We start from the raw sequence: 26,152 nt of genomic DNA on the forward strand, positions 1-26,152 counted from the left end.
TCAATGAAATTTATTTGGAATATATAATAACGATTTTATACAATAAAGCATGACATCCATTTTTAGAAATCGCATGGAACAGCTTCAGGAAGCGCAGGAAGCGTTGTTGAGCAGGGAAAATCAAATTGAAGCCGAGGGGAACGGTATATTCAGCAGATATAAACATCCAGTGTTAACGGCAGGCCACGTCCCCTTAAATTGGAAATACGACTTCGATTCAGAGTCCAATCCATATTTCATGGAACGTATAGGAGTTAATGCGGTATTCAATGCGGGGGCGATCAAGTTCGGTGGCAAGTATATGTTGGTGGCTCGAGTTGAAGGAGCAGACAGAAAATCTTTTTTTGCAGTAGCCGAAAGTGATAATGGAATCGATGGGTTTAGGTTTTGGGACCAGCCAGTTGTTTTTGACACTTGCCAGGAAGCGGATACCAATCTATATGATATGCGTTTAGTACAACACCAAGACGGTTGGATTTACGGCTTGTTCTGTACCGAGAAAAGAGATCCAGATGCGCCAGTCGGAGATCAAACGGCTGCGGTGGCGCAATGTGGCATTATCAGGACCAAAGATCTTAAGAAATGGGATCGTTTGCCTGACTTGAAAACCACGTCATTGCAGCAGCGTAATGTAGTATTACATCCAGAGTTTGTAAACGGAAAGTATGCCTTTTACACTCGTCCGCAGGATAGTTTTATCGAAGCCGGATCTGGTGGCGGAATAGGATTTGGATTAGCAGAAAGCATGGAATATCCGGTGATCGAGCATGAAGATATTCTTTATAGAAAGGAATACCACACTGTTTATGAAGCAAAGAATGGGCAGGGGCCAGCACCAATAAAAACAGAAAGAGGATGGCTTCACCTGGCACACGGTGTAAGGAATACAGCCGCTGGCCTACGTTATGTTCTTTATGCATTTATGACCGACCTGAAGGATTTGACCAAGGTAATCTATAAACCAGGTGGTTATTTTCTGGCGCCAGAAGGAGAGGAAAGAGTGGGTGACGTTTCTAATGTCGTTTTCTGCAATGGTTGGATTGTCGACAGTGACGGTAAAGTATTTATTTACTACGCTTCCTCTGACACTCGCATGCATGTAGCTATTTCCACTGTTGACCAATTGGTTGATTATGTTGTCAACACACCTGAAGATGGACTAAGTTCCGCAAAATCGGTCGAAAAAATTATTGCATTGATCGATAAGAACAAAGAGTCAGTCTCAAATTGGGGGACTAAAGCTATATCAGTCAACAGTTAAGATCGGAAGTAATGAATGTTGATCTTTTGAACGAATTCGAGCAGGAGCTATCCAATATTTTGGGCTATTGGTCCACTGTGCCAATAGACATTGGAAATGGAGGATTTTATGGTCAGGTGGAAAATGATAACCGCGTGGTAGAGGGTGCTGACAAAGGTTCTGTGTTGAATGCCCGCATCTTATGGTTTTTCTCAGCTGCCTACAACTATAGTCGTTTACCAGAAGACCTGGAGTTGGCAAAGCGGGCTTACGGCTATTTCTCCCATTACTTTATCGATAGAGAACATGGCGGTGTTTATTGGTCCATCGATGCAAAGGGTAATCCTAAGGATTCTAAAAAACAAGTGTATGCCATTGCCTTTGCTATCTACGGATTAGCTGAATATTATAAGGCAAGCCACGACAAAAATGCATTGAGTTTAGCTATAAATTTATATGCTGATTTGGAAAAACACAGTTACGATTCAATCAAGCAGGGCTATTTTGAAGCGTTTTCTCAAGACTGGTCTCCGCTGGAAGACCAACGGTTGAGCGATAAGGATGCCAACGAAAAGAAGACGATGAATACTCATCTGCATTTGCTTGAGGCCTTTACTAATCTCTACGGTGTGTGGCCTGATGATGGTCTGCGCAGACAACTCGAAAAGCTGCTCGCCATATTTGGTCATAGAATCATCGACCAAAGCACCCATCATCTAAAGCTCTTTTTTGATGAAAATTGGCGGTCCAAATCCGAGGTGATTTCTTTTGGCCACGATATCGAAGCATCTTGGCTTTTGTTGGAAGCGGCCGAAATAATAGGAGATGAATTGCTGGTGGATCAGTTTGCGAAGATCGCCGTACAGATGGTAGATGCGGCAATTAAGGGATTTGATGGGAATGGTGGAATGAATTATGAAATGGAAAACGGACATCTGAATGGGGAGAAACATTGGTGGGTTCAGGCAGAGGCGCTGGTTGGGCTGTACAATGCCTATCAGCTTACTGGTAAAAAGGGCTACATGGAACGGTTTGACCATTGCTGGGCATTTGTCAAAAAGAGTTTGATCGACCATCAGCATGGCGAATGGTTTTGGGGGGTTGATAGAAACAATGCGCCGATGCCGGGACAATATAAGGTCGGTTTGTGGAAATGTCCATACCATAACGGGAGGGCCTGCCTAGAGTTAATCAGGAGAATGTCGATACAGACTGATGTTTTCGTACTTCAAAACGCTAAAAACGTATTATAAAACAGATGAATGCTTAAATAAATTTGAAACTATCTAATAAATCACCTGAGAAAAGAAATAGTAGACTTTACGAAAGCGTCATTGTTTTTCTCCAGTGATAACCTAAATAACCAAGTATAAACATTATGAAAAAAAGAATTACACAATTTGTTGTGGACGGGTGTAAGCAGGCTCTGTTCCTGTTTCTCATGCTTTGCTACACCTTGGGCCATGCCCAGAACGTTAAGGTGACCGGAAAGGTTATCGATGCCAATGGCGGGTCCTTAGTTGGGGTCAGCGTAAAGGTCAAAGGATCTCAAGTAGGTACATTAAGTAATCTCGAGGGTAATTTCTCCATCAATGTCCCGAATCAATCAGCTGTGTTGGTTTTCAGTTTTTTAGGAATGAAACCTAAAGAAGTCGTGGTCGATGGACGCAATATCATCAATGTCACCCTTGACGAAGATGCCAGCAGCCTAGATGCAGTAATGGTTGTAGGTTATGGTACCCAATTGAAGAGAGATGTTACGGGCTCAATTTCTTCCATTAAGGAGAAAACATTAAGAGAAGTTCCCGTAACCAATATTTCTCAGATGATAGAAGGTAGGATTCCCGGTGCATATGTTACTACCGGTGCCAATAAGCCTGGAACGACACCGAGCATAAGAATACGAGGAAATAGATCATTCTCCGCTGGAAACGATCCGTTATATGTAGTTGATGGTATACCTGTTAACGATGCGATTACAGATTTTAATCCAAGTGATGTAGTATCCATTGAGGTGTTGAAAGATGCTTCTGCCACAGCTATTTATGGATCCAGAGGAGCAAATGGTGTAATTTTAGTTACTACTGCTAGAGGTAGGACTGGCCAAACAGATGTAAGATATAATGCTTATTATGGTATCACGGACGTGGTTCGTCGTGCTGAAATTTTTAACGGAGAGGAATTTGTAAAATTTGTACGTGACTCTTATGCGGCACTAGCGCCGCCGGTGACGGACGAACTTGTGCTGTTTAAAGATCCTATAGAAAGGGAATCGGTGGCCTTGGGTCGTTATACCGATTGGCAAGACCTTATTATAAAGAAAGGTCACACACAAAACCATGAATTAGGAATTTCTAGCGGAACAGATAAAACGAAGATAAATCTTTCATTGGGCTATTTTGATGATGAAGGGTACTTGATAGGACAGAATTACAGACGTTATACTGCCCGCATCAACGTTGACCAAAATTTAGGTAAACGAATAAAACTGGGAATGTCCCTGTTGGGCTCTTATTCAGAAATAGATGGCGCTAACTATAACCCTTATGCGGGTGCCTTGATCAGTTCGCCATTGGGACAGCCATATGATAGTGACGGAAAGTTTATGGTCTATCCAATTAATGATCCCGCTATGCCAAATCCATTGCTCGCAACCCAAAAAGATAAATTCATAAATCTCGAAAAACGGACAAGGGTATTAGGAAGCCTTTTTGCAGAGGCTGAAATCTTAACTGGGCTTAAGTACAGGATTAATTTCGGTCCAGATATACGTAGTACTCGTGGAGGTAGTTTTAACTCCACTTCTGTCAGTGTGGGAGTTACTCCTACCGCAAGTACTGCTGAAGCCTATTGGTTTTCCTATGCGCTTGATAACCAGTTAACCTACGATAAGGTTTTCAAGAATAAGCACAAATTAAATGTAACTGCCCTATATGGCATTCAACAAAGAATTAATGAAAGCTCAAACATATCCGTAAGAGACCTACCTGTAGAGACAACGACCTATCACAATTTAGGGTCTGCTGGAACTATAGTTGGAGTAGGTAGCGGATACACAAGATGGAATATCCTTTCTTACATGGGAAGGGTCAATTATGCCTTCGATGGCCGTTATTCTATTACCTTGACGGGTAGAGCTGACGGTTCTTCTAGGTTCGCTCCAGGCAATAAATGGAGTTTTTTCCCATCCGCGGGTTTTGCTTATAATATTTCCGAAGAAAAGTTCTTAAAAGGCGTATCTTATTTAAGCAACCTGAAATTGAGATTGGGTTACGGGTCGGTTGGCCAAGAGGCCGTTACTCCTTATCAAACCTTGGCACAATTAGTTCGCACGGCATACGACTTTGATGGAGTTTCAGCTTTTGGCTTTGCACCGAGTAATGTGCCTAATAAAGACTTAAAATGGGAAACGTCGACAACTGCAAATGTTGCGGTAGACTTTGGATTTTTTAATCAACGAATCAGCGGGTCGATAGATGTTTACCAAACTAAAACTACAGACTTGTTGTTGCCTGCTCCCTTGCCTACTTCAACAGGTTTCGGAAGTGTTACTACAAACATAGGTTCAACCCGCAATAGGGGGATAGATATTTCCTTGTCTACACAAAATATAGTTTCTAAAAGTGGTTTCCAATGGAGTACCGATATCACGGCGGGAATCAATAAGGGCGAAATTTTAGAGTTGGCTTTAGGTAAAGTTGATGATGTGGGGGCAGGACGCTTTATCGGAAAACCATTGAATGTATATTTTGATTACGAGAAGATAGGCATATGGCAAACTGGAGAACAAGCGCAAGCTACGCTATTCGGTTCAAAGGTTGGACAAATTAGAGTGAAAGATCAAGATGGTGATGGTAAGGTCACCACGGCTGATAGGACGATAATAGGTTCTCCAGATCCTAGATTGACTTTTGGTTTCAACAATAACTTTTCATTCAAAGGTTTTGATTTAGCTGTCTTTGTGGTAGGGGTACAAAATAAGACTATTAGCAGTCCGCTCTATGATGGACAAAATACGGTGGCTTTTGGTGGCCGATATAATCACCTCAAACTTGATTATTGGACGCCAACCAATCCTACTAATGCTTATCCACAGCCCATTGCAGGTCAAGGTCCAGCTTCAGTTCTATATAGAGGCACGATGAAATATTTTGATGGCTCATTTGTCCGTATTAGGAATATCAATTTAGGTTATACACTACCGAAAATGGCAGTTTCCAAAATCGGAGCAAAATCTTTAAGGGTATATTTTAATGTAACCAATCCCTTTGTATTTTCTTCCTATGTAAGAAACCATAATGGTATCGATCCGGAGATTTTAGATAATCCTGCTACCATTAATTACCAATTGGGACTTAACGTTAATTTTTAATTTGAAAGTTATGAATATGAAAAAGATATATATAGCCATTGCCGTTAGTATGTTGCTTTTTACGTCTTGTGAGAAATTATTGGAAGAAGACGTTAGAAGTCCCATATCAAACCTGTATTACGATACACCTGCCGGAGTGGAGGACGGCGTAAAAGCTGCTTATTCACAACTGAGGAAATGGTACGGCACCTCACAGGATTGCGCTTGGATTACCAATTACGGTGATGAGTACACCTTTGGCGCTGGTACTTCTTACGTTAATGATTATGATGTGGGTTTAAACCCAGCCAGTACTGCATCCAGAGGTCCTTGGTCCGCCATGTATTCTGCAATCAACACCTGTAACTCTGTGTTGAAAGCTGCTGAAACGGTTGATATGCCTACCCAGTTGAAAAATACAAGGATAGCTGAGCTACGTTTTTTGAGAGCGCATTATTTTTTCTTGCTAGTACAAACTTACGGGCCAATATCGCTTCCGTTAACACCAACCGAAAGTGCCTCCAACGAAGCAAAAAGAGAGCCTATCGCCAACGTTTATAAAGTAATTATAGCCGATTTGGATTTTGCGGTGGCGAATTTGCCGCAGACTACCCCTGACTATGGCAGAGCTACGACCTGGGCAGCTAGGCATTCGCTTGCAAAAGTATATTTGGCAAAGGCTGGTTCGACGGCTAAAGAAGCTACAGACTATGCCAGAGCAGCGACTTTGGCAAAAGAGGTAATCGCCTCTAACAAGTTTACCCTATTATCAGATTTCGCCTCGATTTTCCTTCCTGGTAAAAATAATGAGGTGATATTTTCTTGTCAGTATGATGCCAACCCGCTTGCGGGTGGATCTGTAAGCAACCTTGGAAACTATTCGCACCTATGGTTTGGAACGGCATATGACAACCTGCCTGGTATGCAACGTGACCTTGCCAATGGCAGGCCATACAACCACTATAGGTCAACCCCATATATGCAGGGTCTGTACAACAAGAGCATCGATTCCCGTTGGGAAAAATCTTTTAAAACCAGATGGTATTGTAACAAGCCGGGAACCTACACGATTAGTGGTAAATCTGTGACCATGGCATTGGGCGATTTGGCTATACTCATGACGGATTATGAGCCCACACAGGCAGAAAGAAATGCAGCCAAATACACAATCATCTCTCCAAGTCAACAGAGTGGCACTTCATTCCCAATGTCTTCTAAACATATTGACCCTACGCGATTAGATGCCAACAACGTGAATGGTTTTAAAGACCTGATCATATTCAGGTTGGGAGAAACTTATCTGATCGCAGCTGAGGCGCTGATGATGGATAATAAACCTACAGAAGCTGTCTTTTATGTGAATGAACTAAGAAAACGTGCGGCGATTGTCTCTACTGACCCCGCGGTGACGGCAGCAAATAAATTGGCTATGGAGGTTACTTCTGCCCAATTGAACATCGATTTTATTTTGGATGAAAGGGCAAGGGAATTGAATGCCGAATATATGAGATGGTTTGATTTAGTAAGAACTGGTAAGTTGTTGGAGAGAATTAAATTATACAACACACGTGCAGCGTCTAACATTAAGCCTTATCACGTGTTGCGCCCAATTCCTCAGGAACAGATCGATCGAGTAATTGGTGGGGCAAAGAATTATCCTCAAAACGAGGGATACTATTAACAGGAATTTGGTTAGCTGATGCGTACCCAAATAGGGACGCATCAGTTTCATTTTCTCGAACCACTAGGGCTTTTTGCCCCTAGAGAACTAATAACTGAATTTTATGAAAAAATGTATCATCGCAGCGCTTGTACTGATGTTTTTGGGCAGTATGGCATCGGTCGAGAGTTTTTCGCAAACTAACGTTGCACTCTATAAAACCGTTGTTGCCCAAAGCGTAGAGGACGCCACACCGCAATATGCTGCCACCAATGTTAATGACGGTAACGTGGCTACCAAATGGTCTTCACATGGCTCCGACTTCAAACAGTGGATTTATATCGACTTGGGTAGGGGGTATAAAATCAACAAGGTGGTACTAAAGTATGCAGATAACTATGCGCCAAATGCCTATCAGGTACAGGTGTCTAATAATGCCACTACTTGGTCGTCCATTTACACTTGGGGAGGAGGAACGACATTTAGGACTACCGATGAGATTACGCCTTCGGGTACGGTAACAGCACGTTACGTTCGCTTTAGTGGTAACGGACGTGGTACCATCCCTCAGGGTATGACTTCAAGATACCGTATTGCCGAATTTGAAGTCTTCGGGCAGGATCCCGAACCGCTTACGCCTCAACAGCAGGCAAGTATCAATACCATTACCGAACGCCTTGAACAAAGAGAACTCGCTGTTGCATTTGATATCACCAGCGTAACCAGTGCTTATAATTCGATGCTGGCTGACGGTACCTGGAGTGATGTAGACTACACGACTGTAGACCAATATTTTCGTCCAGGCGTACATTTGAATAGGCTAAAGGATATGGTAAGGGCATATCGAATGCCTGGTAATCCATTTTATGACTCTGCGGATATGTTGTCCAAGATCAAGTTGGGCTATGATGGATTCCTGACCAAGAACCCCAAATCAAGTAACTGGTGGTACAATGATATCGGTGGGCCACAGAACTATATGGTTCCCTTGCTTTTGCTGAAAGGAAAAATGCCGCAAACCGAACTGGTCAATTATTCGGAGCGAAACCTTCGAGATCAGGTCAACTCCTTTTTGGGAGATGCCAAAAATCTTGCTTGGGTGGCCAATATCAGTATCTATAAGGGATGTATAGAGGATAACTACAACTTTATAGATCAGGCTTTCAAAGCCATCTATTCGGTGCTGGTTATCGTACCAGTACAAGGAGATGAAGGGGTAAAAAGAGACTACAGTTTCCACCAACACCACGCCCAAATACAATCTGGAAGCTATGGAATGTCCATTTTAACAGATTTTGCTAATGCTATAGAACTATCTGAAGGCACGGTTTTCATCAATTCCATTACTTCGCAAAATAGACAGGTATTGTCTGATTTGCTGCTGCAGGGACATCAGTTGCTGGGCTATCGACACACGATGGATTTTGGGGTGTCTGGACGGGGAGTTACCTTTGAAGGGCCAACAAACTATTGGACTGTTCCGGTAAACGTATTGGAAAGGATGAAAGCTATTGATCCTACCAAGGCTGCAGACTACGATGCTTGGATCGCACACACTTCTGGTGCACCATATCCTACGGCCTATCGCGGCAATAAATATTTCTGGAATTCAGATATCATGACCCAACGTGGAGCCAACTATTATCTTTCGGCAAAAATCATTTCCAAACGCACTTATGGTACCGAATCAATCAATGGCGAGAATGTGAAAGGCTATAACCTACCATTGGGCGCAACCAATATCCTAAGCGATGGATTTGAGTATGACCGCATTTACGCCGTATGGGACTGGACTAGGGTACCCGGAACCACCGCTGAAAGAAACCAATCTGCTACGGCACTGAACGATTACCTCATTGGAACTAACCAGTTCGGGGGTGCGGTAAGCAGCGGGCAATCAGGTGCAATTGCTTTTGAAAGCGATTACAGGAACTTACAGGCCAAGAAAGCGTATTTTATGATGGGCGATGCGATGCTTTGTCTCGGCACTGGCATTAACGGTAATTTTTCCAATCCAATCAATACTTCTGTAAACCAGGCTTTGCTTTCCGGAAATATTACCCTAAACGATGGCAGTACTCAGGTATTCAGCGGAAATAGCGCTACCGCAAATAACATACAGTGGGTGCATCACCGAAATGTTGGCTATATTTTTCCATCAGGGGGAAACGTGACGGTACAGAGCCAACAGCAGAGCGGCAGATGGAGAGACATCCATTCATTGGGTTCAACAGCTACCGTACAAAAGGATGTGTTTAGCCTGTGGCTAGATCATGGCAACAATCCTATTAATGCAAGTTATAGCTATATCGTAGTTCCAGATAAAAACCTGGTTGATTTTGAAGCTTCGGTAAATAACCATGGTTTCGTTATCGTACAAAATAACAGTAACCTACAGGCCGTGAGGAATGACAGGGTGAATAAATATGCGGTGATTTTCTACACTCCAGGAACGGCGGATATGGGAGATGGTACCATTATTTCCTCGGACAAAAAAGCCATCGTGCTACTGGAAAAAGAAGCAACTGGTTATAAAGTAGCTGTAGCTGATCCTGCCCATCTGGAAACAACAATAAAGGTGACTATCAATAAAAACCTGTCTGGACCAAACGCCAACTACGCTGCGGGAAATACAGATATTCTTGTTACGTTGCCACTGGCAGAGTATAGGGGGAGTAGCATTATCAATACCTACGCGGACGCAACACTTCCTGTGACGCTTGTAAACTATACCGCTGTTCGCCAAGGAAATTCTGCAAAGCTTGCTTGGACAACGATGTCGGAAAGTGATAACGATAAGTTTGATATTTATAAATCGGTAAATGGTGGAGAATATGTTAAAATTGGTGAGAAGAAAGGAGCGGGTAACAGTTCTACCCAAAACGACTACACATTTTATGATAGGAAGCCTGCAAATGGCGTAAACTATTATAAGTTGCAACAGATCGACAGGGATGGGAAGATTAATGATGCAGGTTTAAGGTCCGTTTCTTTTACGCTTGATGAAATGGATGTAAAGATATTTCCGAATCCTACATCACAGGTAGTAAATGTAACCTTTGGCATCGGGATTTACCGTACGATAGAATTGGTTGATCTGCAGGGTAAGGTTTTGGAAGCTAAAAAAATAGCGAGAGAAGCTCAGACCTCTTTTTCGGTAGCAAACTATCCTGCGGGAGTCTATTTCATCAAGTTGAAAGGTGATTCGGAAACCAAAGCTAGAAAATTACTCAAGCTTTAAACTATACAGAGATACGTTGTTGATGTAAGTTTTTTATTCATAAGGTGTTGAATATTAATAAATAAGGAATGGTCAGAAGGCTTTTTATCATTATCTCAATTTGGCATCTAATTACTGTAAGCGGTAATACGGTTTTTGGGCAACAGAAAAATGGCCAGGCCGTGCAACATGATGTAGAGATGATAGCCCAACGTTTGAGAGAGGATCATTTGAAAGAGAAGGTTGACGAAGTAAAAGTCAGGGAGATCATAGAAAGCTTAAAAGCGGATGGAAGCTGGGAAGGAATTGATTATACTTCGGTATCGAACGATTTTCCAGCGGGCGAACACCTGAAAAGGCTGAGGTTACTGGCCATTGCCCATGCCAAAAGCGGTAGTGTGTTTTATAGGAGCGCTCGTCTGAAGCAAAAGATTTTGTTGGCGTATGACTACTATCTCAGTAAGAAGCCCAAATCTCGAAATTGGTGGTTCAACGAAATTGGAGCGCCACAGGATTATCTAGTCGGTTTATTGCTAATGAAAGCGGAGATCCCCGAAAGGGATCTCCGCCATTATTCTTCCTATGTTCATGATCTGACCGATAATCCGGCCCATCGTGGAATGAATAGGGTTTGGGTATCTGCCATTACCATAGCCAAAGGATGTGTCGAGAATGATGCGAAACTAGTAGATAAAGGTTTCCGGAGTGTAGCCTCCACCCTGATTATTGCAGAGGAACAGGGCATAGAGGGCATTAAAATTGACAATAGTTTTCATCAGCATCGTCCCCAGCTATACTCCGGAGGGTACGGGATGGGTTTTGCTGAAAGCGTAGCGTCAATCATGGCTCTTTCCGCTAATACCCCATTCAGTAATACTTTTTCTGATGAAAAAAAGAAAATCTTCTCTGAGCTGCTGCTTTACGGCCATCAGCTGTTATCTTACAAAGATGCTGTCGATTTTGGTACCATAGGTCGTAACGTCTCTCGTCCAGGGGCTATCCGTTCTATTGATCCAATCGTTCTGGAAAAGATGGCAATCAATGATAGGAGTCAGTCCAAGTCCTTTACAGACTGGAAGGCCCACTTGAACGGAGCCGATTTTCCGCTGTCTTTTCAGGGCAACAAGTATTTCTGGAAATCGGATATCATGACCTATCATGGACCGGATTATTATCTATCCGCCAAAGTAATCTCAACGCGTACCAACGGTACCGAAATGCTTAATGGGGAAAACTTGAAAGGATATAATCTTCCATTGGGGGCCACCAACATCCTTAGAACGGGCGAAGAGTACAAAGATATCTTTCCGATATGGGATTGGACACGGGTGCCTGGTACTACGGCGGTGATGAACCAATCGGCGGCCGTTTTGCCATGGTATCTTTTCGGAAGTAATGAATTTGCCGGCGGAATAAGCGATGGTAAGGTCGGTGCAATCGCCTACCAACATTCCTATAACGGTGTGCAAGCAAAAAAGGCCTATTTTTTTGCCGATGGAGCAATGTTGTGCCTAGGTGCAGGGGTTAATGCCATCAGAACGCAGCAAGTGGCCACTTCGGTCAACCAATGTTACTTGATAGGAGAGACAAGATATGGCAATGAGACAGATTTAACTGGAATAAAACTTACCGATAGTTTGAAGACAATTACGAGCAACAACTTGCAATGGGTTTATCATGATGGCGTAGGCTATAGCTTTCCTAACGGCGGAAGCCTCACAGTCAAAAATGCGGTACAGACAGGCACTTGGAACTCAATTAATGCCTCAGGCAGCAAAGAAGTGATTAGCAAGCCCATTTTTAGCTTGTGGTTAAACCACGGCACATCGCCGAAGGATGATAGCTATTATTATATAGTTAGTCCGGAGCATAGCTTAGAGGGTTTTAGGAAAAAGGCAGTACACAATAAATTCCTCGTTGTCCGTAACGATAAAAATGTACAGGTGGTAAAATGTGATGAGAAATATTTTGTGGTAATGTATAAACAAGGCTTAGTTGATTTGGGCAAAGGGCTTAGCTTGTCCTCTGATGGCCCGGTAATCATGATGCTGCAGGAGAAGGATAATGGCTATCAATTTTTACTGTCAGATCCGATTCAACAGCAAGAAGGTTTAAACATCACTATTAATAAGCTGCTCAACGGTCCAGATGCTATCCAGGAAAATGGGAGCACAAAAATAGCCTTCAAGTTTCCAAAAGGAGATGATTTAGGTAATAGTGTGGGCAATTACTATAAAAGTAAATAAGCCATTAAATAAACATAAAGTAAAAAAATATTAAATAAGCATATGATCAAAAAAGTTTTAGGAGCGATATTGATCTGTTTTCTGTTTGCAAACACCGTAGCCTACGGTGATGGAAATCGTAATCCAGATTCTGTATTGAAGGTGATGAATAGGGTAGCGCATTGGCAGATGAATGAATGGAAGGAAGGGCGTATCATTAAACTTCCTAAAACAGAATGGGAAAACGGTGCAATGTATACTGGATTTATCGCTTTAAAACAGATTGATAACCACACAGCTTATGATAAGTTCTTATACAATATTGGAGAAGAACTGAACTGGAACACTGGTCCGAGCAGATTATTTGCAGATGATTATGTCATTGCGCAGATGTATGTGGCCATGTATATGGAACACAGGGAGCGAAAGATGATTGCTAAATGGCAACTACTGGCCGATACCATTGTAAAAAAGCAGTTCAACGAGTCACTCAAAGTAGTGCCAAAAATCAACCATAGGGAATGGGCATGGTGCGACGCCCTTTTTATGGGGCCGCCGTCCATGGCAATGCTCTCAAAAGCGACAGGAGATTTGAAATACCTGAAAAAGGCGGATACCTTGTGGTGGAAAACCTCTGCCTATCTATATGATCAAAACGAAAGTCTCTACTATCGAGATTCGAGATTCTTTGATCGTAAGGAAGCCAATGGCAAAAAGGTTTTTTGGTCTAGGGGCAACGGCTGGGTGTTAGCTGGTTTGGCCAGGATGATGGACAATATGCCTAAAGACTTCCAAAGTAGGCGGAGCTATCAAGAACAATTCAAGCAAATGGCCAAAAAGATAGCCTCACTGCAGCAGCCAGATGGCAGCTGGCATGCCTCTTTGTATGATCCGATAACCTTTAATCTCAAAGAATCCAGTGGTACCGCTTTTTTCTGTTATGGGTTGGCATGGGGCATCAATAACGGCCTTTTGTCAAAAAGAAAATATCAGCCTGTGGTAGAAAAGGCTTGGGCTGCACTTTTATCCTCCATCCATCCTAACGGTAAGCTGGGCTATGTACAGCCTATCGGCGACAAGCCCGTAAAGGCTGGATATGACAGTACAGATGTGTACGGTGTGGGCGCTTTCCTACTTGCCGGATCTGAACTTTATAAACTTTACAAGTAAGCAATGAACATTGGCAAATAGGCCAGTAAAAATGATACCAATGCGATTAATTAGCCGAATCCTTTCATTGAGCGTAATGCTTAACCTTCTTTTCGAGCCACTGTTTGGTCAGCAATTAATGACTATGGATATGGTGCACCATAATCCTGGAGAGCCCCAAACGAAGTCAAAATTTTTAGACCCTTCCTTTTTAAAGGCCTCAGGCTATGATGCCAAGGTGTTTTTCCTTTTTGAAGCTGCACAGTTCGGCCTCGATTGGCAAAATTTTGATAAAAATATTTTTCCTGAAAATACAGAGCGGCGCAAATGGGTAGAGGATAAGAATACAGTGCTTCAGCAGAAATATACCGAAGCAAAACAGGCCGGATTAAATGTTTATTGCATGTTGGATATGCTGGTATTTCCCGAAGAACTTATCCAAAAATATAAAGCGGAAATGTGCAACAGTAGCGGACGGGTTGATATCGGTAAAACTTTTACGCAAAAGGCAATCCGTTCGTTGATCAATCAGATATTTGACAGATATACGCAAATGGACGGTCTGATTGTCCGGACCGGTGAAACCTATCTACATGACGCCCCCTATCACAAAGGAGGCAGCCCCTTGGTAAACGGTTATAGTGACCACGTTATACTGATCAATATCTTAAGGGAAGAGGTATGTGAGAAAAGAAATAAAAAGTTGTTTTACCGTACTTGGGATTTCGGTAGATTCCATTCGTTGCCAAAATACTATCTGGAAGTGACTGAGCAGGTTAAACCCCATAAAAATCTATATTTTTCAATCAAGCATACCATCGTTGATTTTTGGCGTTCCGCTGTTACCCAGGGCGATCCAGATTATTCAAAGTTCAATGTTTATTGGCAAGATGAAGCAGCCAAATATGGGATTCCATTTAATCCTTGTATAGGCATCGGTAAACATCAGCAGATTGTGGAAGTCCAGGCACAACGTGAGTATGAAGGTAAGGGTGCACATCCAAATTATATTGGAAAAGGAGTGATAGATGGCTTTGAGGAGCTGAAGGCTTCCGGAACAAAAATGCCTTACTCACTAAATCAGGTAAAGAATAATCCGCTGGTCAAGGGCGTATGGACTTGGTCTAGAGGCGGGGGATGGTATGGTCCCTATATCACTAATGAATTTTGGAACGAACTGAATGCCATCGTCATGGCTCAATGGGCAAAGAATCCTAATAAAACCGAAGAGGAAATTTTTAATGACTTTGCCAGAAATAAGGGACTGGATGAAAAAGATATTCCTAAATTCAGGGAAATATGTCTGCTTTCGGCTGATGGCGTGATGAAAGGACAGTATAGCATGATGGGAGGGGTATACATGAACTGGACCAGGGACAATACCATTTCCGGGCTATACTTCCTTAGACCATATTTTGATAAAATCATTGCCGATAACCGCATTAGGGCTTACCTCGATGAAAAAACAGAAGCGTTGTTCATATGGAAAAGAATTGAAAAACTTTCCAAGGAGCTGCACTTTAAAGATAAAGAAACACAAAGATTTGTTTACATTTCATCGGTTTACGGAAGGCTAAAATTTCAATTGTTCGATGCGGCCTGGAAAGTAATGCTGAATGCCTATGCAGAAGAAAAGCAGGGAAAGGTAGACTTGGTCAAGTTAAGAGCGCATCTGAAATACTTTGATGATACCCTTGCGCAATGGCAAAAATTTGTAACCGATAACCCTGAAAGTGCTTCGGTTTACCTTACTACCTATTATGAGGATGAACAGGAAGTCGGTATAGCAACTACGCTGGCTCATTATAGAAAACTATTAAATAAAAACGGTGGTAATGATTAGATCAGATTTCAGTTTTAAAGAATTTATGCAGGCAATATTCTACTCAACTATTTTTTATAAGCCTAAGAAACTGCTGCCAATAGTTTTTCTAGCACTCTTTACTGTTTTTTCAAAGGCCCAGGTCACATCGCCATCCATTGTATATCCTACGGTATCCTTAAATGCCGAGTGGATTGCCTGTCCTGGGGTCGGTCTCAAAGATTATGGCGTGTACCACTTAAGGAAGACGTTTGAGCTGGACGCCAAGCCCGAAAGTTTTGTGGTGCATCTTACCGGCGACCAACGCTACAGGTTGTATGTGAATGGTGTGCCTGTCGTTTTTGGTTCGGCACGGGGAGATTTAAGAAATTGGTATTATGAGACTATCGACATTGCACCGAACTTAAAAGCGGGTAAGAATGTGCTGGCCGTGTTGTTGTGGAACATGGGCAGCGGAGCGCCCGCTGCGCAGGTATCTTTCCAAACAGGATTTATTCTGCAAGGTAACAGTGATAAGGAAAAACTCGTAAATACCGATAAAAGTTGGAAGGTGATAAAAAATGAAGCCTATTTTCCCGAGCCATTTCCGGCATCGAGGCTGGCCTCTTATATTGTTGGAAGTTGCGATAGCGTTGTCTTTAAAAAGTACCCGTTTGGATGGGAGCAGCCTGCCTATAATGATGGTAATTGGTCGATTCCGTTGTTGGAGCCCAAACCTAGGTATTTTAATGTAAAACGTAATCTTATTCCTAGAAGTATCCCAATGATGGAGGAAAAACTGGAACCCATACATGGTATAGTACGTCTGCTGAATTTGGATGCTCAGAAAATCACAAAGACTTTTGAAAAAAACGGATCAATTACCATTCCGGCCAATACCAAAGCCACCATTTTGTTCGATATCAAAAACTTAACCACAGCGTATCCCGAAATCACTTTTAGCCGTGGCGAAAATGCGAAAGTTCAAATTACTTATGCCGAATCACTATTTGATCAAAATAACCTCAAAGGAAACCGTAATCAAGTGGATGGAAAACACATTAAAGGTTATTATGATGTGTTTCTAGCCGATGGAGGTATAAATCGCTTGTTCAGGCCGTTATGGATGCGCACTTTTCGCTATATACAATTTGATATTGAAACCAAAGGTGAACCATTGACCTTGGATAAGCTCCAGTCGACGTTCACCGCTTATCCATTAAAAGAAAATGGCCGTTTCAAATCTAATGATGCCAGTTTGGAGGAGATTTGGAATGTGGGATGGCGTACTGCCCGATTATGCGCCAACGAAACCTATATGGACTGCCCCTATTACGAACAATTGCAATACGTTGGAGATACCAGAATACAGGCTTTAATTTCCTTGTACGTTTCGGGCGACGACAGGCTCGTACGAAATGCCATCGAACAGTTTCATCAATCCAGGGTACCAGATGGATTAACCCGAGATGCCTATCCCGCTGGAGGAGGCAAGTTTATTCCGCCATTTTCGCTTTTCTGGATTTCAATGGTCTACGATTATGCCTGGTATCGTGATGATAAAGCTTTTGTCGATCGATATTTGATTCCCATGGAATCTATACTGAAATGGTTCGAATATCGTTTGGACCCAAAAACGGGATTATTGGGTAAAACCGATTATTGGAACTTCGTGGATTGGACTTTTTCACCAAGTGGTATTCCCCCGGGCGGTATAGATGGGAACTCTTCCATTCTTTCGCTGCATTATGCCTACACCTTGGATCAAGCGGCAACGCTGTTCAATTATTTGGGACAAACACAAAAGGCGGATTACTATGCGGCCCTTTCCAAAAAAATAGAAGAAGCCGTTTTTAAAAGTTGTTATGACGCTGGAAAAGGGCTTTTGGCAGATTCGCCAGATAAAACCGCCTTCAGTCAGCATGCTAACATTTGGGGGATCTTGAGCGATTGCATTCCGCCCGAGCAGCAAAAGCAAGTAATGGAAAAGGTGATGAACGATACCACCCTTACCTCAAGCACCCTTTATTTTAGATTCTATTATACGGCTGCTTTAAAAAAGGCAGGGATGGGCAATCAGTACCTTTCAACCTTAGGCCCTTGGAAAGAAATGTTATCCTTGGGATTAAGTACCTTTCCTGAAACATTGTCACCAACGGTACGTTCAGACTGCCATGCTTGGAGCGCTAGTCCATGTTATGATTTTTTGGCCACCGTATGTGGGATAGCACCCGGGGAAATGGGGTTCAAAACAGTTACTATACAGCCAAATTTGGGTGATTTAAGGGATGCCTCTGGTGAAATGCCACATCCATTGGGACCAATTAAGGTGAGCTATATAAAATTGAAGGATGGTTCGTATACGGCAAACGTCGACTTGCCTACTGGTATGAAAGGTGAGTTTATCGCCGGCGAGAAAAAGGTTTTGTTAACAGGGGGCAAACAACAAATTTCTTTTAAATAACGATTAACGATGAAAAACCAGATAAAAAGGCTACTCTATTTAATCACCTCCCTTCTGTTTGCTACGTTTAGCTTATTTGGACAGGAAGTGATAGCGCTTTATCCAGAAGGGCAAGTTCCTTTTGCTAAAAATAATGCAGAGCCGCCCAAGTTGACGGTGTTTAAACCGGAGAAGAATCTGGCAAGGGGCACGGCAGTGATTGTGTGCTCTGGTGGTTCTTATGGAGGCCGTGCCAACCGTGTAGAGGGCATTCCTGCCTGTAAAAAATTGATGGAAGCTGGTATTACCGCCTTTCTTTTAGATTATCGGCTCCCAAAAGTAGAAGCGATGGATCACAAGGAAATTGTTCCTTTGACTGATGCCCAGCGGGCAATTCAATATGTAAGGGAAAATGCAAAAAAATATAAGATAGATCCTTCCCGGTTGGGCATGATGGGCTTTTCGGCGGGAGGGCATCTAGTGTCTACGGTAGGCACACACTTTGAGAAATCCGAACTGTATAATCCCAAAGGGACTTCGCTACGTACGGATTTCATGGTACTGGTCTATCCGGTAATCAGCTTTGCAGATTCGCTGACCCATAAAATTTCCAGAATGAACTTAATTGGTCCCGAACTGACAAACGACAATATCTTGAAGTATTCCAACGAGTTACAGGTAACCGAGCAGACTCCACCTACCTATCTCACCTCTGGAATGGACGATAAAACAGTAGACGTGAAGAACAGTCTTTATTTTGCCGCGGCATTAAGACAGAAATATGTTCCGGTTGAACTGTTTCTTTACGAGAAAGGCCGCCACGGCTATGGAGTAAACAATAATCAAGCTAAAGTGCAATGGATAGACGATTGCATTGAATGGATCAAGAAAGAGCGCTATAAAAAATGAAGAGCAGATCACTATCGATTTTAATATTAGCTGTTTTAACTTCATTCAAAGGCTGGTCGCAAAGAGATACAGTGGCTCCGATGCAATCACCTACCGAATTGATGTGCGATTTGGTTGCTGCCGATCGTTTTTATTCGGCAAATGGATATTTTACTAATGTTCCACCAATCAATACATCCAATAAAAATATCCAATCTGTATTGATTTATAATAACCAGCCAGCATTTAGCTGGGAACTTAAGGCAGCGACTAAGGCTCAAAAGCAAACTGCCTATCAATTGCTGATATCCGATAATATCAAACAGCTGGATCAAGACACTGGTAATGTTTGGAACTCGGGGAAGGTAGCCGCCGAGAAATCTACAGGTATCTTGTTTAGAGGGATAGCACTTAAACCAAATACGGTATATTATTGGAAAGTGAAGGTTTGGAACAATCGGAATGAGGTTAGCCCTTTCTCTTCAACGGCCTCCTTTGTCACAGCGGATGAGCTGGTTGATTACAAAAACCCATCTTATCCACTTCAAATTACAGAGCAACGCCCTGTATCAATTAAGGAAAACAAAGGTCTCTATCAGATCGATTTTGGCAAGGATGCCTTCTCTCAGCTTAAACTGCAACTTTATTCGAAAATAGGAGGCGACACCGTCATAGTTCGCTTGGGCGAAATGTTGGATGGCAATGGAAATATCAACCGCAGACCTCCCGGCAAGGTACGTTATGCAAAATATGCCCTGATATTGGAGAAAGGAAAGCATACCTATCAGCTCAATATCCATAAGGATGCGTATAACACCAGGCCAGTGGCCATAAAAATGCCCGATTATATAGGAGAAGTGTTGCCTTTCCGGTACCTGGAAGTGGAGAACTATAAGTATCCGCTAGCTAGTGAGGCGGTAACACGTTTATTTGTCCATTATAAGTTTGACGATGAGGGTTCTTTTTTTCATAGTTCAGACAGTACTTTGAATACCATATGGGATCTGTGCAAATATTCCATAAAGGCAACTTCATTCCTAGGCATCTATGTGGATGGCGATCGCGAACGCATTCCCTACGAGGCCGATGCCTATATCAATCAGCTGAGCCATTATGCGGTAGATAAGGAGTTCAGCATGGCTCGAAACTCCCACGAATATCTGATCACCAATCCGACCTGGCCCACCGAATGGCACCTTCAGTCGGTGCTGATGGCATGGAATGATTACCTGTACACGGGTGACAGCCGTTCCATAGCGCATTACTACAAAGATTTGCAGGCAAAAACATTAGTAGGATTAACCGACTCTACGGGTTTGATCAGTACCTTGACGGGAAAGGTCACCGCGGACTTTAAAAAGGCAATCCATCTCAACAATGACAACCTAAAGGATATTGTAGATTGGCCACGGAATACGGAAACAGACGGTTTTGTGTTCACCAAATACAATTCGGTGGTCAATGCTTTCCACTATAGGGCGCTTGTTGTCATGCAACAGATTGCAACCGCCTTGGGTAAAACTGCCGATGCGCAGATATATCAAAAAGCAGCAGAAAGAACAAAAAAAGCTTTCTATAAGATGTTTTTTGATAATAAAAGACAAATATTCGTAGACGGCATCGGTACGGATCATGCTTCCTTGCACGCCAACGCCTTTGCATTGGCGCTGGGCATTGTAGATAACAAGGATCAGTCGACGGTGATGGCTCATATCAGGTCGAGGGGTATGGCCTGTAGTGTTTATGGCAGCCAATTTCTATTGGATGGAATCTATAATGCGGGAGATGGGGCGTATGGTCTTTCTTTGCTTACTTCCCAAACCGATAGGAGTTGGTTCAATATGATAAGAGCGGGCAGTACCATTACCATGGAGGCTTGGGACAACAAGTTCAAACCTAATCAGGATTGGAACCATGCCTGGGGAGCAGCGCCGGCAAATATTATTTCACGCAAGCTGATGGGCATAGAGCCTATCAGTCCAGGCTGGGAGAATTTTGTAGTCAAGCCACAGATTGCTGGGCTGGCACACGCTTCCATTACCGTGCCTACGATAAAGGGTGCGATCAAAGCCTCTTACAGCCAGTCCGAAAATGATTTTGAAGTCAGTGTCTCTATACCGGGCAATACTACGGCGGAAGTTTATCTTCCTTTAAAGCGTGGAAAAAAGAATAAAGTGCTGTTGAACGGTTATCCGGTCAAAATCAAAAAGATTAACAATTTGGTAGTTGTCAAGGGGCTACAAGCGGGAAATCACCAACTGAAAATCAAATATCAATAGTCGTTCTCAATAGAAAGGAAATCGTATGGAAATTACCACGAAGCTATCTTTGCGCAGTGCTTTTGTTTGCCTCGCCATGCTAACAGCATGTATGGTAAAGAGAAATGCGCCCTCAATAAATGTAGCTTCCGATAAAGGCTTGCCCGATATCGAAACAGGTTTCAAATCGCCGCCTGATAGTATTCAAACCAGTACGTACTGGTACTGGATGTCGGATAATATTTCAAAAGAGGGGGTGGTCAAAGACCTTGAGGCAATGAAGCGGGTGGGGATCAACAGAGCATTTATCGGAAATATAGGTTACGGTTCTACTGCTTACGGAAAAGTAAAATTGTTTTCCGAAGAATGGTGGGAAATTCTTCATACTGCTCTTAAAACGGCTAGTGAGTTGAATATCGAGATCGGTATTTTTAATAGTCCGGGTTGGAGCCAATCTGGCGGACCTTGGATCAGGCCAGATCAGTCCATGAGATACCTGACCTCTTCGGAAACATTGGTAAAGGGCGGAAATGAAGTGGAAATTTCATTGCCCAAACCACATCCACAATTTCAGGACGTTCGTGTGGTAGCATTTAGAGCACCCAATGAATATAGAAAGACGTTGGGCGATTTAAAACCGATAGTAACATCAACAGCCAAAATTGCCAACTTACAGGATCTTATAGATCAAGATACCTCGACGGGCATTACCATTACCGATACAAGTAAAATAGCGATAGATTTCGTTACGGAAAAAGAGTTTACCGCTCGGAGCCTTAGTATTTATCCCGCTAAATATCAGATGACTGCATCTGCCGAACTGCAGGTGAAAAAAACAGATGGTTATCATACCATAAACACTTTTGAAATTGATAGAAGAAGAAGTGCATTGAATGTAGGGTTTGACCCTTATGCACCTGTTGTGATTTCTATCCCGGCCACTACTTCGAAGCATTTTCGTCTCGTCTTGCAAAAAAGTATACTTGACAAACAGTCTTTCCCTAAATATGGAATTAGAGAATTTGTACTTTCTCCTATGCCCAAAGTAGAGCGGTATCCGGAAAAGACATTGGCTAAGATGTACCAGACACCCCTGCCATATTGGAATGAATACCAGTGGCCACAACAGCCCTTAGTTGGGGATAGAAATTTGCTTGTTAATCCTAAAGAAGTGCTGGATTTGTCTGTTTACATGGGGGCTGAAGGAAAATTGAAGTGGCATGCTCCTGCAGGTGATTGGGTAATTATGAGAATGGGCATGGCGCCCACTGGAGTGAACAACAGTCCGGCATCTAAAGAAGGTACGGGATTGGAAGTAGATAAGATGAGCAAGGAACATGTGAAATCACATTTCGATGCTTTCCTTGGTGAAATTTTGAGACGTATACCGGCGGCAGATAGAAGGACTTGGAAAGTGGCAGTGCAGGACAGTTACGAAACAGGAGGACAGAACTGGACAGACGGGTTGATAGAGAAATTCAAGTTGCGGTATGGTTATGATGCTTTGCCTTATTTGCCTGCATTGCATGGTAAAGTGGTTGGTTCGCCAGAAATTTCAGATCGCTTTTTATGGGATCTAAGGCGTTTCATTGCAGATAGGATTGCCTACGATTATGTGGGCGGACTGAGGGAAATTAGCAATCAGCATGGTCTTAAGACATGGCTGGAGAACTATGGGCATTGGGGTTTTCCGGGTGAGTTTTTACAGTATGGCGGACAGTCAGACGAAGTGGCGGGGGAGTTTTGGGCAAAGGGCGCCTTGGGAGATATTGAGAATAGGGCGGCCTCTTCGGCAGCACATATCTACGGGAAGAACAGGGTTTCAGCAGAGTCGTTCACCTCGGGGGGCAAAGCGTTCATGAAGTATCCGGCGGATATTAAGCAAAGGGGCGACCGGTTCTTTACTGAAGGCATCAATAATTCGCTATTGCATGTTTACATCCACCAGCCGGATGAAAGGTTACCTGGGGTGAATGCGACCTTTGGTACGGAGTTTAATCGGCATAATACATGGTTCGATTATCTGGATCTTTTTACAGCCTATTTGAAACGTTGCAATTTCATGCTCCAACAAGGGAAGTATGTAGCCGATGTAGCCTATTTTATTGGCGAAGACGCACCTAAAATGACAGGCATTACCGATCCACCGATTCCAAAAGGCTACTCCTTCGATTATATCAACGGCGAAGTGATTAGAGATAGGCTGACAGTCAAAGATGGGCGTCTATTTCTACCAGATGGTATGAACTATGGTTTGTTGGTGTTGCCGAAACTGGAAACAATGAGGCCGGAACTATTGGAAAAAATAAAAGACTTGGTTAAGGACGGGGCAACCATCTTGGGTCCACCGCCTAGTAGATCACCGAGCTTGGAAAATTACCCTGTTGCCGATCAGAAGGTACAGCAGATGGCCAGGGAGCTTTGGGGCGATATCAATGGTACAACTATTAAATCCCATAATTTTGGAAAAGGACTGGTCTGGCAAGGCGTAGATCTTTCCACAGCACTAGATAATTTAAAAATCGCACCAGACTTTAGTTCGGACAAAGGTGATTCGACACTTTTCATCCATAGGTACGTACGTGGGGCAGATATTTATTTCGTAAGCAATCAGCGGAATAAACAGGTAGATCTTGTCGCTGAATTTAGAATTAGTGGGATGCAGCCCGAAATTTGGGATCCAGTCGATGGTTCAACTAGGGCTTTACCACAGTTTAACCAAACGAATGGAATGACTTCAATTCCCTTGAGACTGGACAAATTTCAGAGCACCTTCATCGTTTTTAGAAAACCAGCGGTGGGAAATGGAAATAATCAATCACTGAATAATCCGAGCGAATTAACGCTAGCCCCAATTGAAAAATCTTGGAAAGTAACTTTTGATCCAGCAATGCGTGGTCCAGCGCAGCCGATAATGTTTGACCGACTCATAGATTGGACGCTTCATCCAAATGAGAAAATCAAATATTACTCTGGAACCGCCGTTTATATCAATTCGGTTAGTATCAATAAACCAGTTAAGGGGCAACGAATTTATCTGGATTTAGGTGAGGTAAACGTGATTGCCAAAGTAAAAGTAAATGGTGTTAATGTTGGAGGGGTTTGGACGGCTCCCTGGCGAACGGAAATTACCCATGCGTTGAAGCCAGGAAATAATATGATTGAAATCAGCGTAGCTAATACTTGGGTAAACCGTTTGATAGGAGATAGCATGTTACCGCCAGCGCAGAGGGGGACTTGGACAAACGATAATCCATATCAACCCAAAAGCCCTTTAGAACCTTCGGGATTGAAAGGCCCAGTTAAAATTACGGCGGTACAATATTAGGATATTTGTTGCTAATTTTCTTCCGGCATGTATAATTCCGAAGGTTCAAACTTTACCCAGTATCGTTACTCTGTTTCTTTCTTAAATTAATCAAAAGCATTAGATCATCCATAAGACGGTTCAAGTTTTCCCTTGTACCGCCCACCAGAGCGGACAAAGCTGATAAATCAGTTTTAGTCCGCTTTTTTTTGTTCCTTAAAATGCTGTTTATCAGGGAGACGAACAATATTGGTTAAGGGTTATGCACTCACAAATTATTTGATAGTCAAGAATCCGGAGATGACAGGTTTGGCACCGCTCCATATCGAAAAATCTTTTCATGCCTATGGAGCAGAGTATCCGAGATTAGTCGAAAAGTTCAAATCTGTCCAAAGTTATCGTTCTGGCCAGGAGGATAACTTTGGACAGCCATCTTACTAAACGGCCTTGTTAGTCACGTTCGTTTCATAAAAGTTCCTTAAAATCATCATGAGAAAGGCCAGCGAACCAAACACAAATCCAATCCAGGGATTGTATGCTACGCCTTTGCTTACAATCATCCAGCCACCTAGGGTAGTTCCTAATGTTACTCCCAGATTTCCAAATGAGGTTGCCAGACTGTTTGCAAATTCCAGAGAATCGGGGACCGATGAGATCATATAGGTAGATGCATTCAGGAAACTTGGTGAGTACATAAAGCCCCATATTGCGATTACAGTGATAGTTAGTAACAAATTGCCGTTCGAAAAGTATAAAAAGACGGGAATTATTAAAGTTCCAGAAAGGAAAAAAGCCGTTGTTTTGATCACATTCCTGTTAAGCATTTTTCCTGCAAGCCAGGTTGAAAAAACGCCAACAATTCCAAATACAAACAGCATATAACTTATCATAGTTTCGTTCATCCCTTTTGCTTTATTCAAATAATCTGCAAAATAGCTATAGGTGGAAAACCATGCAGTAATCATGAAGAAGTTGGCCGCAGTGCTTAAGATAAATGTAGGCTTGGTCAGGATTTTCAATTGTGTTCCATAGGCTTTTTTCTTTCTGACAGGCATTGAAGGAAGTATAAAATAAATAGCGGCCAAGGCAATAAAGCTTACAACTGTTTGGATTATAAATGAATATTCCCAGGACCACAGGCTAGAAATCCATGTGGCAAAAGGGACCGTAGTCACCATTGCCAGGGTTATTCCACTGAAAACAATACTCATCAATTCGTTTTTCTTATGATCATCGGCATTGGAAACAGCAACAGATAGAGCGGTGGCAATATAAACGGGTTGTAAAAATGCGGGAAGAATCCTCACCAACATTAAAATCCAAAATGGAGGCGAAAATGAGGAGACAAAACCTGTGATAAGGAATATGGCAATGGAGGTGAGCATAATCTTTTTACGATCAAAACCCGAAGCCAGTAAGGTCATAAAGGGGCCCGTAAGGGCAATGACCAGGGCAAAGGCACTTAAGAGGTAACCGGCCTTATCAATACTTATTTTATAGTGTTGAGCAATTTGTGGTAAAATTCCAATGACCCCGAATTCGGTAGTGATAACAGCAATAAAGCCCAAACAACCAATATACGCATACTTTTTCATATAAGATTCTCCGGG

At 42.7% G+C, this 26,152-nt stretch carries 13 protein-coding genes; 12 read left to right on the forward strand and 1 reads right to left on the reverse strand.

Annotated features, from left to right (window positions below; genetic code table 11):
• The first annotated feature begins 49 nt into the window (after positions 1-49).
• The 12 genes from ABDV71_RS11775 (at position 50) to ABDV71_RS11830 (ending at position 24,563) form a co-directional block, all read left to right on the forward strand.
• Positions 50-1,261 (forward strand): glycosidase, encoded by a 1,212-nt coding sequence (locus ABDV71_RS11775; protein WP_343532762.1) that lies wholly within the window; start codon positions 50-52, stop codon positions 1,259-1,261.
• 11 nt (positions 1,262-1,272) lie between these two features.
• Complete coding sequence (locus ABDV71_RS11780; protein WP_343532764.1) at positions 1,273-2,493, forward strand: AGE family epimerase/isomerase; 1,221 nt, start codon at positions 1,273-1,275, stop codon at positions 2,491-2,493.
• Between the two features lie 125 nt (positions 2,494-2,618).
• Positions 2,619-5,612: a TonB-dependent receptor gene (locus ABDV71_RS11785; RefSeq protein WP_343532766.1), complete on the forward strand. Its 2,994-nt coding sequence runs from the start codon at positions 2,619-2,621 to the stop codon at positions 5,610-5,612.
• Positions 5,613-5,628: 16 nt separating this feature from the next.
• A complete protein-coding gene (locus ABDV71_RS11790) occupies positions 5,629-7,272 on the forward strand; it encodes a RagB/SusD family nutrient uptake outer membrane protein (protein WP_343532768.1) in 1,644 nt (547 codons plus the stop codon).
• A gap of 103 nt (positions 7,273-7,375) precedes the next feature.
• Positions 7,376-10,492, forward strand: a complete 3,117-nt coding sequence (locus tag ABDV71_RS11795) for a polysaccharide lyase family 8 super-sandwich domain-containing protein (protein WP_343532770.1) — start codon at positions 7,376-7,378, stop codon at positions 10,490-10,492.
• Positions 10,493-10,560: 68 nt separating this feature from the next.
• Complete coding sequence (locus ABDV71_RS11800; RefSeq protein WP_343532772.1) at positions 10,561-12,717, forward strand: polysaccharide lyase family 8 super-sandwich domain-containing protein; 2,157 nt, start codon at positions 10,561-10,563, stop codon at positions 12,715-12,717.
• Positions 12,718-12,759: 42 nt separating this feature from the next.
• Complete coding sequence (locus tag ABDV71_RS11805) at positions 12,760-13,866, forward strand: glycoside hydrolase family 88 protein (protein WP_343532774.1); 1,107 nt, start codon at positions 12,760-12,762, stop codon at positions 13,864-13,866.
• Positions 13,867-13,906: 40 nt separating this feature from the next.
• The gene (locus tag ABDV71_RS11810; protein ID WP_343532776.1) at positions 13,907-15,688 is read left to right on the forward strand and encodes a hypothetical protein; all 1,782 of its coding nucleotides are present in this window, start codon (positions 13,907-13,909) and stop codon (positions 15,686-15,688) included.
• On the forward strand, positions 15,681-18,110 hold the full coding sequence (locus ABDV71_RS11815) for an alpha-L-rhamnosidase C-terminal domain-containing protein (RefSeq protein WP_343532778.1): 2,430 nt from the start codon (positions 15,681-15,683) through the stop codon (positions 18,108-18,110). Before ABDV71_RS11810 ends, ABDV71_RS11815 begins: the two co-directional genes overlap by 8 nt.
• Positions 18,111-18,119: 9 nt before the next feature.
• Positions 18,120-18,998 carry an alpha/beta hydrolase gene (locus ABDV71_RS11820; RefSeq protein WP_343532780.1) on the forward strand — a complete coding sequence of 293 codons (879 nt, stop codon included), beginning with the start codon at positions 18,120-18,122 and terminating at the stop codon, positions 18,996-18,998.
• Entirely contained in the window at positions 18,995-21,256 is a 2,262-nt protein-coding gene (locus ABDV71_RS11825; protein ID WP_343532782.1) for a family 78 glycoside hydrolase catalytic domain, read from the forward strand. The genes ABDV71_RS11820 and ABDV71_RS11825 overlap by 4 nt, the downstream gene beginning before the upstream one ends.
• Before the next feature lie 91 nt (positions 21,257-21,347).
• Positions 21,348-24,563, forward strand: a complete 3,216-nt coding sequence (locus ABDV71_RS11830) for a glycosyl hydrolase (protein ID WP_343532784.1) — start codon at positions 21,348-21,350, stop codon at positions 24,561-24,563.
• A 416-nt stretch (positions 24,564-24,979) separates the two neighbouring features.
• Here ABDV71_RS11830 and ABDV71_RS11835 read toward each other — a convergent pair whose 3' ends face one another.
• Entirely contained in the window at positions 24,980-26,137 is a 1,158-nt protein-coding gene (locus tag ABDV71_RS11835; RefSeq protein WP_343532786.1) for an MFS transporter, read from the reverse strand.
• Positions 26,138-26,152: the final 15 nt, after the last annotated feature.

Origin of the sequence: Pedobacter sp. (assembly GCF_039594775.1) — a bacterium.
GTDB lineage: Bacteria > Bacteroidota > Bacteroidia > Sphingobacteriales > Sphingobacteriaceae > Pedobacter.